This window comes from Streptomyces sp. NPDC057280 (assembly GCF_042668605.1).
Lineage (GTDB): Bacteria > Actinomycetota > Actinomycetes > Streptomycetales > Streptomycetaceae > Streptomyces.
In genome coordinates, this window is sequence record NZ_JBHUYR010000012.1 from 45802 (window position 1) to 59099 (window position 13298).

Sequence of the window (13298 nt, forward strand, 5' to 3'; positions counted from 1 at the left end):
GTCAGGTCAGCTCCTCGTGGAGTTCGAGCATGGGTCGGCGCACCGCACCGGCGGGCCGGGGACGGGGTTCGGGTTCGAGCGGGCCGGCGTAGGCGGGCACGTCGGCGGGGTCCGGGGTTCGGTCGGGCCGCGGGGGCACGGCAGCCGCGCCCGGACCGGTCTGGGACGGCACGGACGGCACCGGCGGGACGGAGGCGACGGGCAGACCGGGTTCCGGTTCCAGCGCGAGCAGTGTGCGGGCCGCCGGACGCGACGTCGGCGGCGCCGGCCGGTCGAGCCAGTGCCGGGTTCGGCGGTACGGGGCGGGCGGGAGGGGTGTGCGGCGGGGGTGATACCGCTCCCGCTCCTCGGGGAGCAGTTCGCGCAGCAGCACATGGGCGTTGGTGCCGCCGAACCCGAAGGCGCTCAGCCCCGCCCGTCGCACACCGCACTCCGGTGTCCAGGGCTGCGCGGTGAGGGCCGGTTGGAACGGGGAGGTGTCGAAGGCGAAGCGCGGGTTGGGCTGCTCGCAGTGCAGGGTGGGCGCGATGGTGCCGTGGACGAGCGAGAGGATCACCTTGTGCAGGCCGGCCATCCCGGCGGCCATCAGCAGATGGCCCAGGTTGGACTTCACGCTGCCGACCGCGCAGTGGCCGACCGCGTCCGTCGTGCGCCGGAAGGCGCGGGTGAGCGCTTGAAGTTCCATGGGGTCGCCGATCATGGTGCCGGTGCCGTGCGCCTCGACGTACGTCACCGTCTGCGCGCCGACTCCGGCCGCGGCCAGGGTGTCGGCGACCAGTTCCTCCTGGGCCTGGGGGTTCGGCGTGGTCAGCCCCATGGTGCGGCCGTCGTTGTTGGTCAGGCAGGCCTCGATCACCGCGTGGACGCGGTCGCCGTCGGCGAGCGCCCGGTCGAGCGGTTTGAGCAGCACCGCCCCGACCCCCTCGCCCAGCACGATGCCGTTGGCGGCGGCGTCGAAGACGTGGCAGGCACCGTCCGGGGACAGCGCGCCGGATGCGCTCAGCTTGAGGAAGGGTGTCTCGTCCAGCAGCAGATCGCCGCCGCCGACCAGCGCCGCCTCGCAGTCACCGGCGGCCAGTGCGCGCAGGGCGAGCTGAAGCGCGGTCAGCGACGAGGAGCAGGCGCTGTCCACGGTGACGTGCGGGCCCCGCAGGTCGTAGACGTGGGCGGCGTGGGCGGCGATGAAGTTCTGGTTCAGGCCGGTGACGGTGTTGCGGTGCGGGACGGCCACCCGGCTGCCGTAGGTGCTGGTGCCGGATCCCATGAAGAAGGAGATCCGCCGCCCGGCGACCTCCGCGCGGGAGTAGCCGGCGTCGCGCAGCGTCTGCTCGACCGTCTCCAGCGACAGCCGCACCAGCGGGTCCACGTGGCTCGCGTCGGCGGGGTCGATGCCGAAGAACTCCGGGTCGAACTCCTCGATTCCGTCCAGGAACCCGCCCCACTTGCTGATGCTGCGGCCCGGCGCGGGCTGCGGGGCCCACAGCCGCCGGTGGTCCCAGCGGGAGGCGGGCACCTCGGTGATGCCGCTGCGGCCGTCCCGCAGCAGCTGCCAGAAGTGCTCCAGGTCGGGCGCGCCGGGGTAGCGGCCCGCGGCACCGATGACGGCGACCAGGTCGGAAGGTGTCTCGCGGGCGGGTCCGGTGGCGGAGATCGCCCCGTCCGTCTGGGCGGCCACGGTCGCCCGCGGCCGCTCGGCCCCCGACTCCTCGCGCATCCAGCGGGCCGTGCCCGTGGGGTGTGCGGCGCACAGATGGGCGGCGAGTTGGGCGCAGGTGGGGTACTCCAGCACCAGCGAGGGTGACAGCGACTCCCCGACGAGCTCTTCGAGTTGGGCCACGATGGCGGCCACCAGGATGGAGTCGACGCCGAGTCGGGTGAAGTGCGTGTCGGGGCCGATCCGCTCGGCCGGCATCAGCAGGGCGCGGGCCAGCAGTCGGGCGACGGCCTCGGCGACGGCCGGCCGCAAGGCACCGTCGGGGTCCGGCTCGGGCATGGGCGCTTCCTCAGGTCCGGGGTCGGGGTCGGGTACTGGCCATACGGCGGGGTCGACGGCGGCCGCCACGCAGTGCGAGCGGCCCGATGCCAGGGCGGCCTCCAGGAGGTCCAGGCCCTGTTCGACGGTGTGCGGGGCGAAGCCGTGCTCCGCGTACCGGGGGCCACGCACCTCGCCCATGCCGGCGCCGGCCCAGCTTCCCCAGGCCACGGAGAGGATCCGGCCGGAGCCGGAGTGCTGGGCGGCCACGGCGTCCAGGACGGCGTTGCCGGCGGCGTAGTCGGTGAGCCCGACGGCCAGTTCCGGCAGGGCGGCCGACAGCGAGGAGTACAGGACGATCCACTCCGGTGCGTCCTCGCGCAGCTCGGTCAGCAGCGTCAGCGTCCCCTCCCCCTTGGGCCGCCAGACGGCCCGTACGGAGTCCGGGTCCTTGTGGACGAACGCGGGCGTCGCGCGGTCGACGGCCCCGGCGCAGTGCAACACTCCCCCGACGGGCCCGAGTTCCTCGCGGACTCGGTCGAGGAAGGCCCGCAGACCGGCCACGTCCGTCAACTCACCTGAGTGCAGCAGGAGTTGTACGCCCATCCGCTCCAGCTCCAGCAGTCCGGCGACGCGTGGGTCGGAACTGCCCGCACTCCAGGCGGAGCGCGGCGGCAGCGGGCGCAGACCGAGCAGGGCCAGCCGCCGCGTGCCGCGTTCGGCCAGTCGCCGGGCGGCGGCCATGCCGAGCCCGCCGGTGCCCCCGGTGATCAGATAGCTCCGCGACGCATCGACGCGCACCGGCGCCGGCGCCGCCCGCGCCACCCGGACCAGGCGGGGCGCCAGCCGTCGGCCGCCGCTCAGCCGTACCTCGGGCTCGTCTGTGGCCAGGGCCAGTTCGGCCGCCACCAGGCCCAGCAGGGCCTCACCGTCGTCCGCGGACGCGTCGCAGGTGACCGTGGTGGCGGACACGTGGGAGTACTCCGCCCCGAGGGAGCGGACGAGTGCGGCCATGCGGGCGGCCAAGGGCGAGCCGGCCGCACCGGAGGTGAGGTGCAGCAGCCGCAGCGCACGGCCCTCGGCCGGCGCCACGAGGGCCTGCAACATGCCCACGCGCCCGAGTTGACCGGTCGGCGCCCGCCCTTCGGCCAGGTCGGTCAGGTCCGCCACCGCGTCGAGGCGGGGATGCAGCGAGCGCAGCCGCCGGCCCAGAGCCCGGCCCCCCGGGCCGTCGTCCGGTTCGAGTTCGTGTTCGTCCCGGCCGAGCCGGGGCAGCGCGGATCGCTCCCGTACGACGATCCACTCGACCGTGTCGGTGCCGGGCAGGGCGGCGGTCACCGGCAGCGTGGTGTCGCGGCCGAGCAGGAGGACGCACACGGGACGCGATCCGGTGGGGGTGGCGGGCACGGGCTGCACGGGCTGCCAGGAACGGCTCAACAGGGCGGGCTCGTACCGGACCAGCGTCGGGGCGGGCCGGGGGTCGCGCGCCTCCGGCAGGTGGACGTCGCTGTCCTCGCCGACGGTGCCCGCGGCACCTGGCGGGCCGTACCGCCGGCTGGTGGTGAAGGGGTACAGCGGGAACCGGACGCGCCGCCCGCCCCGCGGGAACAGCAGGGACCAGTCGACGCTGCCGCCCGCCGTCCACTCGCGCACCGCCTCGGCCAGGGGGCCCGGGAGTGCGGGCTGCGCGGCCGTCTCGCGCCCCGCGAGGAAGTCGGCCAGGAGGGCACGCAGTTCGGCGGTGTCGTGGCAGACCAGCGCCAGCCGCTCCGGCAGTTCGGTGCGCCCGGTGCGGGAGGTGTGGGCGAGGTCGGCCAGCGGGGTGCCGTTGTCGGCGAGGAAGTCGTAAAGGCGCGCGGCGTAGGCGCGCAGCCGTTCGTCGTCGGTGGCCGACAGCGTGACGATCTGCGGGCCGTGGTCGGTGGACGGCGTGGCCGAAACGCCCTCCGGCGCCTCCTCCAGGACGGCGTGGGCGTTGGTGCCGCCGAAGCCGAACGAGCTGACGCCCGCCCGCCGGGGCTGCCGCGGTGCGCGCCGCTCCCAGGTTTCCGGGGCGGTGGCGAGCCGCAGGGTGCCGTCCGACAGGTCGATGTGCGGGTTGACCTCCTTCAGGAGGGGTGTGCCGGGCAGTGTGCGATGGCGCAGGGCCTGCACCACGGCGATCAGCCCGGCCATGCCGGAGGCCGACTCCAGGTGGCCGATCGAGGCCTTGACCGCGCCCAGCACGCAGTCGGCGGGCTCGGAGCCGGTACCGCGGAGGGCCATCCGCAGCCCCTCGATCTCGATCGGGTCGCCCAGCTCGGTGCCGGTGCCGTGCGTCTCGACGTAACCGAGCGCATGCCCGGGCACCCCGGCGTCCCGGAGCGCGGCGGTGACCACCTCGGCCTGGGCGGACGGGCGGGGCGCGGTCAGGGAGTGCGCCCGGCCGCCGTGGCCGACGGCGATTCCACGCAGTACGGCGTGCACGGGGTCACCGTCGGCGAGCGCCCGGGCCAGCGGTTTGAGCAGCACCACCGCCACGCCCTCGCCGCGGACATAGCCGTCGGCGGCCCGGTCGAAGGTGTGGCAGTGTCCGGTCGCGGAGAGCATCCCGGCGCCCGCCAGCGACGCGAAGTACGTGGGCGAGAGCAACACGTTGACGCCCCCGGCCAGGGCCAGGTCGCAGTCGCCCGAGCGGAGCGCGGCGACGGCGTGCCGCAGGGCCACCAGCGAGCTGGAGCACGCGGTGTCGACCGCTTCGCTCGGGCCGCGCAGGTCGAGGTGGTGGGAGACGCGGTTGGCGATGACGCTGTGCACGTTGCCGGTGGCGAGATGGGGGTGCGCGCTGTCGCCGCTGCGGGCGAGCAGTTCGGTGTAGTCGCTGAGGGTCGCCCCGGCGTAGACCCCCGTACGGGAGCCGGCCAGCGTGCGCGGATCGCGTCCGGAGTCCTCGATGGCATGCCAGCTCGCCTGGAGGAACAGCCGCTGCTGGGGGTCCATCAGCGCGGCCTCGCGCGGCGAGATGCCGAAGAACTCCGCGTCGAAGGCGTCCACGTCGGCGAGGAACCCGCCCTGTGGGCCGGTCCCGTCCGCCCAGGCCCGCACCGAGCCGCCGACCCGCTCACCGGGCGTGTCCGCGGCGCCGTCGCTGACGCAGTCCCGTCCGGCGAGGAGGTTCGCCCAGAACGCGTCCACGTCGTCCGCTCCGGGGAAGCGCCCGGCCATGCCGATGACGGCGATGGGCTCCGCACCGGTGGCGGCGGGCGGTTCCGGCGTGCCGTCGGGGGCATCAGGCGCCTGCGGTGGGGACACCGGCTCGGCGGCGACCCCGTGAGCCTGCGTCAGGTAGCGGCTCAACTCCCCGACCGTGGGGTGTTCGTAGACCGCCACCGGTGTCAGGGCGAGCCCGTACACCTCGTTGAGCCGGTTGACCAGCCGGACCGTCTGCACCGAGTCCATGCCGACGTCCCCGAACCGGTCGTCGGCGCGCAGCGCTTGGGCGGGCAGCTTGAGCAGGGCGCGCACCTCGGCGGCGACCTGCTCGTGGACCGCTTCACGGGTCGCCCGGTCCCCCGCCGCCCGCGTGTCCATGCCGGCGCCGCCGAGCGCGGCGCTGATCCGGGCCTGGTCGCCGTGGCCGACCAGATACGCGCCGGACTCGACCGTGAGCAGCTCGTCCAGGACGCGCAGCGCCTGTTCGGTGGCGATGGGCCGAAGTCCTGTGGTGGCCGCGGTGAGTTCGATGACGTCCTGCGGCATGCGCATGCCTCCGTCCCGCCACAGGGGCCAGGCCGCGGAGACGGTGCGCCCGTGCCGCAGGCCGCGTCGGCGCAGCTGCTCGCGCTGTGCGGCGAAGGCGTCGAGGAAGCGGTTGGCCGCCGCGTAGTCGCACTGGCCGGCGTTGCCCGTCCAGCCGACGAAGGACGAGGTCAGCAGCAGGAAGTCCAGGTCGTCGGCGCTGGTGAGGCGGTCCAGGAGCAGGGTGCCGTCCGTCTTCGGCGCCAGGACCCGGCGCAGGGACGGGGCGGTCTTGCCGGCCAGGGGGGCGTCCTCCAGCACTCCCGCCGCGTGGACGATTCCCCGCAGCCCAGCGCCCAGTTCGCGGGCGCGGTCGAGGGCGGCGCGCAGGGACTCCTCGTCGGTGATGTCGGCCCGCGCGTACTCGGCGCGCGTCCCGTGCCGTGCGAGGTCGGCGAGGAGCCGCTCGGTGTCGGCGGAAGCCGGCGAGCGGCCGAGGAGGACGAGGGCGTCGACGCGGTGCCGCTCGGCCAGATGCCGGGCGACGATCCGTCCCAGCCCGCCGGACCCGCCCGTGATCACGACGGCGCCCCTGCCCCCGGTGTCCTGGCGCGACGGCTGCGCGGTCACCGTCCGCACCGGCTCGGGCCGCGGTGTCCAGCGTCGTCGCCCGTCCACCCGGACCTCGCGGTCCGTGCCCAGCGCCTCGGCCAACAGACCGGACAGCGGAGGGAGTCCGGACTGGGCGACCTCGATCCGGCCCAGCCGCAATCGCACCCCTTCCAGGGCCAGGGACCGGCCCAGCGCGTCCAGCGCGACCGCGGCCGGCTCACCCGGTCGGCACACCACGGCGCAGTCGACCGGGCGCCCGGTCCGCGCCGACCAGCGGGCGAGGGCGAGCGGCAGCTCGGCCGCCGCCTCCAGCGACAGCGGCGGACCGCCGAACTGACGCACATCCAGTACGACGATCCGGTCCGCACCGGAGTCCAGGAGCCCCGTCACCGCGTCCGCGTCCGTCGCGCGCAGCACCCGCACGCCGGCCGGCAGCGCATCGGGAGCGGAACCCGGCACCTCGGCGCCGACCGTCACCACCAGCAGCCCGACGTCGACGGCCAGGACGGGCGCGGCACCGGCGAGAACCCACGCCGAGCGGTAGAGCACCGTCTCGTACCCGGGCCCGGTGTCCGTCCCCGCCACGACCGGCCCGGCCGCCTCGCCGCCGGGCGACGGCACCGCCGCGGGCCGCCCCTCGTCGCTCGCGCTCACCCCGCCCGGCAGCAGCGATGCCGTGAGGCGGTCAGGCAGCCAGTGCCGTACGGGTGCGAAGCGCGTCGGGGGAAGCGGTATGCGGCGGCTTCCGGGCTCCGCGAGGTCGGCCCAGGGCAGCTCCGCGCCGTGCACCCACAGCCGGGCGGCCTGGGTCAGGTCCCCGGCGCGCATCCGTTCCCGCAGGAAGGCCGTGCCCTGCGGGCCCGCGCCGAACAGGTCGCCGAGCCCCGGCTGTCCGCCGAGCCGCCCGCTCACCAGGCCGGGCACGTCCTCGGGGTGCCCGGCGGCGATGCGTTCGAGCGCGGCGTGCAAGCGGGGGCGGTCCGCGGCGGGGAAGGCGATCCGTACGTCCCGTCCCGGCCGGCCGACCTGGAGGGTGAAGGCGATGTCGGCGAGACGGTGGTCCGGGGCGTCCAGGAGAGCGGCGCGCAGCCGGCCCGCGTAGTCCCGTACGTCCGCCTCGTCCTGGCCGGAGAGTACGACGAGACAGGGCCCGGCGGGGTGATCCGCGCTGTCGGCAGGCGGCGTCGGGGCCTCCTCCACCACCAGGTGGACGTTGACGCCGCCGGCGCCGAACGAGCTGAGTCCGGCCCGGAGCGGACCGCCGCGGGCCTGCCACGGCTCAGCAGTGCGCTGGATGAGGAAGGGGGTGCGGGCGAGGTCGAGGCGTGGGTTGACCGGGTCCGCGTGCAGCGTCGGTGCCAGCGTGCGGTGACGCAACTGGAGCAGCACCTTGGTGAGGCCTGCCACCGCCGCGGCGGACTCCAGATGGCCGATGTTGCTCTTGATGCTTCCGATGCCGCACGGGGCATCGGGCTCCGTCTGCGCGCCGAACGCCTCGGTCAGGGCGCGTACTTCGATGGGATCGCCGAGCGCGGTACCGGAGCCGTGGGCCTCGACGTAGCCGATGGAACCGGGCTCGACACCCGCGGCGCGGTGCGCACGGCGCACCAACTCGGCCTGGGCCGTGGGGCTGGGCACGGTGAATCCGTTGGTCCGCCCGTCGGAGCCCGCGACGGCGGCGCGGATCACGCCGTGCACGTGATCACCGGCGGCCAGCGCCCGGTCGAGCCGCTTGAGCACCACGGCGCCGACGCCCTCGCCGAGCACGAAACCGTCAGCCCCCGCGCCGAAGGCCTGGCAGCGGCCGCTTCGGGAGAGCATGCCCATCTGCGCGTACTGCACGTGCCGCGCCGGGTGCAGCACCAGGTTGACGCCACCGGCCACGGCCGCGCCGACCTCACCGCGCCGTACCGCGCCGCAGGCCAGTTCCAAGGCGGTGCCGGAGGCGGAGCAGGCGGTGTCCACGGTGAGGCTCGGGCCGGTGAAGTCGAAGAGGTAGCTGACCCGGTTGGCGATCTGGTAACCCTCGGCCCACGGATAGGGACTGTCCCCGGTGAGCGCGCCCACGGAGCTGAACAGGCCGTAGTCGTTGGCCATCGCGCCCACGTACACCCCTGTGTCGCGGCCGATGCCGGCGGGTGTGTAGCCCGCGTGCTGGAGTGCCTGGTGGGCGGTTTCCAGGAACAACCGCTGGCGGGGGTCCATCAGTTCGGCCTCGGCGGGAGCGATGCCGAAGAAGAGGGAGTCGAACTCGTCGACGCCGTCGATGAGGGCCGCCCACCGCGAGTAGGTGCGGCCGGGGCCGCCGTCCGGGTCGTGCAGGGCGTCGTGGTCCCAGCGCTCGGCCGGCACCTCACCGACGCAGTCCCGTCCGGCGAGCAGGTTGTCCCACAGCTCGTCGATGTCACGGGCGCCGGGATAGCGTCCCGCCAGGCCGATGACGGCGACGGCGTCCTGGGCGTCGCGCGGTGGCGTCGCGCGCGCCGCGACGGGCGTGGTCCGCGGGGCGTCCGTGCCGGGGACGGGAGTGGGCCGGGCGTTCGGGGTGGCGGGGTGTTCCCGGGCGGCCAGGGTGTCGGCCAGGGCGCCGAGCGTGCGGTGCTCGTACAGCAGCGTGGCCGGCAGTTCGCCGTACCACCGCTCCAGCGCGACGGTGGCGTCCACGACGGCCAGGGAGGAGGGCCGTAGTCGCTCCACCGTGGTGTCGGCGTCCAGGGTCGCGGCCGGCACACCGAGGGTGCGGGAGAGCACCTCCACGATCCGTGCGAGCGCCGTGCCCTGTCCGCCCGCGCCGGTCGGCTCGGTACCGGACGGGGCGGGTGCGTCGGTTGCGGCGACCGGTGGGTCCGCGGCCGCGACCCGCTCGGCGATCTCCACGAGTGCGGTGTGCCCGGGATGCGCCGAGGGCCGTACGGGGGCGGCCTGTTGCTCCTCCTGCGGCTCCTCCGGGAACGTCTCGGGCCTGAACGTCACGGCGGCGGCCGCCTCCACGGGCAGCTCGTACACCACCGACCCGTCGGCCTCCTCGCGCACCGGGTCGCCGGCCACCGAGTCCAGGAACCGCCGTGCGGGCGCGTTGCGCTCGGTCGGCCGGTGCACGATGCGCAGGAGCGCGCAGCTGTCGCGGACCTCCTCGGCCAGCCGGGCCAGGAAGGCGTGCTCGACCCCCTTGCCGAGCACACGGCAGCTCATCAGGAACGTCTCCAGGACGGCCACCTCCCCCTCCGTGCGCAGCAGGGCCGCGCCGACGACGCCGTAGTCGCCGAACCGGTCGGCGACCCGGACGGTGCGGCAGCGCAGCGACGGGTCGTCCGCGAGCAGGGCGCGCAGCTCGGACACCTGCCGCCGTAACGGCGCGATGTTGAACTGGTTGGTGCGCTGAGTGAGTTGGGCGACCCGCGTGAGGGCGTCGCCCGCCGCCTCGCGGACCTCGATGCGCAGGTCCAGGTCGCGGATGAAGTCGGAGAGCGTGGCGGAGGACGCGCGTAGCTCTCGGCGTCGGCCGGCCGTCTCGTAGAACGAGGCGCGGCGGCGGTCCTCGTCGGTGACCTGGAGCCGGTCGAAGGCCCAGACGCGGTCCAGGAACGCGGGCAGGTCGGCGGGGTCGGCCGGGCAGGTGAGGGCGAGCAGCTGCGGGCAGGCGGCGCGCAGGGCGGCGATCTCGACGGGGTTGTCGTCGATCATCACGAACGATTCGAGACCGAGGTCGAGTTCGCGGGCGAGGCTCATGAGGTTGGCGGGCTTGGGTTCCCAGTCGACGCGGCGCGCCGTCAGGTGTTCCTCGCCCAGCGGCATGTCCTCGCGCAGCCGCAGCACCTCGGCGACGTCCCGCGCCTCGTTCTTGCTGGCCAGGCAGAGCAGGACTCCGCGGGACCGCAACTCCAGGGCCCACTCGTGCAGTCGGCGGTGTCCGGGCTCGACCGTGACGCCGTGCGGGCCGTCCTCGGCCAGCACACCGCTCCACAGGGTGTTGTCGCAGTCCAGCACCAGGACCTTGGCGGCGGGGACGAGCGCGGCCCGGGTGACCCGGGCGGCGGCGGTGGCGAGGGCGGCGTATCCGGCGGCGGTGTAGGGGATGTGCGCCATGCGCAGCCGTCCGGCGTCGTGCGTCGCGGCGAGGGCGGGGCCGCCGCCGCGCCACTCGTCGGCGTCGAGCAGATGCGCTCCCGCGACCGCCGCGAGGCCCTCGGCGAGCCGAGCGCGCAGCGGCGCCGTCGCCGCGGCGTCCGACCGCGGGGCATCGGGGCACAGCAGGACCAGCAGCGGTACGGCGGACCGCGCGCACAATCCGGCCGCGGCGCCGGTGAACTCGTCGACGGTCCGCGCGGGGTCGTCGCCGAGCCAGTCCTCCATGCGAAGCAGGATCAGGTTGCAGCCGGTCCGGTTGCGGCCCATGTCGCTGGTCGGGTCAAGGAGTTGCTGGAAGACCTGGCCGTAGTCGGCGAACACGGGCTCCAGACCGAGGTCCAGGCGGGAGGTCCAGGAGCGCAGGCCTTCGTGCAGCGGGTCGGTCGTGAAGGTGGCGGCCACCACCAGGCACCCGGTGTTCTGCTGGGGTGCCTCCTGGGCACCGGGGGTGTCGAAGCGGTCGACGACGGCAACCTGCCCGCGCTCGGACGCGGTGCCGAGCCGGGCGACCACCGTCGCCGCGACCTGTTCGGTTGCCAGGGCGGGCTCGGCGTCGAGGACGGAGTCGGAGAACGCGGTGGGCATCCGTCCCGGCCGCAGCACGGTGCAGGCCAGCTCGGGGTGTTCCGCGGCGGCGGCCCGTACCAGGCCCTCCAAGGCCAGCTTGGCGCTGACGTAGTGCGACCAGCCGGGTGGCGGTGAGTCGACCCAGGCGGTGGAGACGGCGACCAACTGTCCGGCCGCCGCGGCGAGCGGGGGCAGCAGCGCGGCGAGCGGGACCCTGACCAGTCGCAGGGCGTCGCGCAGGTAGTCGGCGGCGCGCTCGTCGGTCTGCGGTTCCAGGGCGAGCGCGGTGACCGGTGGAAAGGCGTTGAGGATCAGTACGTCCAGGTGCCCGTGTGCGCCGAGGATGCGGTCGCGGGCGGCCTCGGCCCAGGCGGGATCGGCGGCGTCGCCGGGCAGCAGGTGCACGCGGCCGGCCTGGTCGCCGAGGTCGGCACGGACCCGTCCGGCGTCGTCGGCGCTGCGCCGGTGTCCGACGTAGACGGTGTATCCGGCCAGCGCGAGGGCCTGGCTGAGGCTCGCGCCGAGCCCCCTGCTGCCGCCGACCACCAGCGCCGTGCGGCCGGCTCCGGGTTCGCCGGCCGGGAGCAGTTCGCGCAGCCGGCCCACGTCGGACGGCGGGGCCGCACGCCGGGCCAGGGCGCGCACTTCGACACGGCCGAGTCCGGGCAGTGTGCCGGCGAGGTCGATCAGTCCGTAGCGGGAGTCGGCCGAGGCCACCTCCCACTCGCCGCCGGCCGCCCTGCTGTCCCCGCTGTCGCTGTCGCTGTTGCTGTTGCTGTTGCTGTCCGCGCCGTCGTAGTGGACGGTCAGGCCGGACACCAGCGCGTCCCGGCCGGGCAGTTCCATGCCCGCCAGATAGCTGGCCCACCCCAGCGGAAGGGCCTGGCGGACGGAGATTCCGGCGGCGTGGGCGCCGATGTCCGTCAGCAGTTCGCGCCACTGGTCGGCGGCAACCGGGCAGCCGGCCCGGTGGCGGCGCCCCGGCCGTGCCCGGTCGGCGGTCATGGTCGCGGCGGTCGTGCGCCGGGGACCGGGGATGTCCGCCGGGGCGTCGGCCGAGGTGCGGCCGGCCGCGGCGGTGACGGTGAGGTCGAGCAGCAGTCTGGTGCCGTCCATGACCCGTACGCGATAGCCGTCCTCGGTGCGTTCGACGGCGCGGCGGTAGGGCTGGCCCGGATAGGCGGGCGCGTGGAACCGGGCGGCGATCCCGGTCAGGCGGCGGGGCGTGCGCCGGGCGGGCAGGGCCGCGAGGGCGTACAGGGTCACCAGCGCGCCGTGCGCGATGGGGCGGCCGAAGGAGGTGCGGGCGGCGTAATCGGCGTCCGTGTGCAGGGGGTTGGCGTCACCGCTCGCGGCGGCGAAGCGCCGGATGTCCTCTGCGGTGATGCGGAACTCGCTCGAAGACACCTCGGTCACCTCTCCGCGCCGACCGGCGCCGTGTCACGGATCTTCTCGATCAGCCCGGTGAGCACCTGGCCGGGGCCGACCTCGCGCAGGTGCGGGGCCGGCAGCTCCAGCAGGTAGCGCACCGAGTCGGTCCACCGCACCGGCGAGGTGAGCTGCCGCTTCAACTCGCCGGCCAGTCGGTCGTCGGTGTGCGGCCGGGCCGTGGTGTTGGCGACGACCGGAATGCGCAGCGGGGCGAGGCGGTGGCGGTCCAGGACCCGGCCGAACTCCTCGGCGGCCGCTGCCATGTGGCGGGAGTGGAACGCCCCGCTGACCCGGAGCGGGATCACGGCTTCGGCGTGGGTGCCGAGCGTGCGGCTCGCGTCCCGGACCGCGTCCTCGGCGCCGGAGACGACGATCTGGGCGGGGGCGTTGAGATTGGCGATGTCGACCTCCGGGTGCGCGGCGAGCACGTCGCGCACCTGCTCCTCGGACAGCCCGATCACGGCCGCCATCGCGCCAGGACCGGCCTTGGCCATGGCCTCGGCACGGTGCCGCACCACCTCCAGGCCGGTCAGGAAGTCGTAGGCGCCGGCCGCGAACAGGGCGACGAACTCGCCCAGGCTGTGCCCGGCCACGACATCGGGCACCTCGCCGCTCTCCCGCACGAGATCCAGGTAGCCCAGCGCGCCGACGACGTAGAGCGAGCACTGGGTGTAGCGGGTGTCGGCCAGTTTGTCCGCCGGTGCGTCCAGGCAGAGTTCCTCGATCGAGTAGCCGAGCAGCGCGTCCGCGCGCCGTACCAGGTGGGGGTAGCGAGGGAAGAGCTCGCGTCCCATGCCCTGCCGGTGGGCGCCTTGGCCGGGGAAGAGGTGGACAAGGGTCATGACGGGTCCCTCCGAGAAGAGGTAGGCGC

General features: G+C 75.0%; 2 protein-coding genes. Both read right to left on the bottom strand.

All coding sequences use genetic code 11. The features are described 5' to 3' along the window. Nucleotide 1: 1 nt before the first annotated feature. A complete protein-coding gene (locus ACFUO4_RS40055) occupies nt 2–12403 on the bottom strand; it encodes an SDR family NAD(P)-dependent oxidoreductase (protein WP_383494617.1) in 12402 nt (4133 codons plus the stop codon). A 5-nt stretch (nt 12404–12408) separates the two neighbouring features. Further along, complete coding sequence (fabD, locus tag ACFUO4_RS40060) at nt 12409–13269, bottom strand: ACP S-malonyltransferase (RefSeq protein ID WP_383494620.1); 861 nt, start codon at nt 13267–13269, stop codon at nt 12409–12411. Between the last annotated feature and the right edge of the window lie 29 nt (nt 13270–13298).

Bases quoted from the DNA above. Each gene is read 5' to 3' on its own strand.
- fabD (WP_383494620.1), bottom strand. From the start codon at position 13,269: ATGACCCTTGTCCACCTCTTCCCCGGCCAAGGCGCCCACCGGCAGGGC.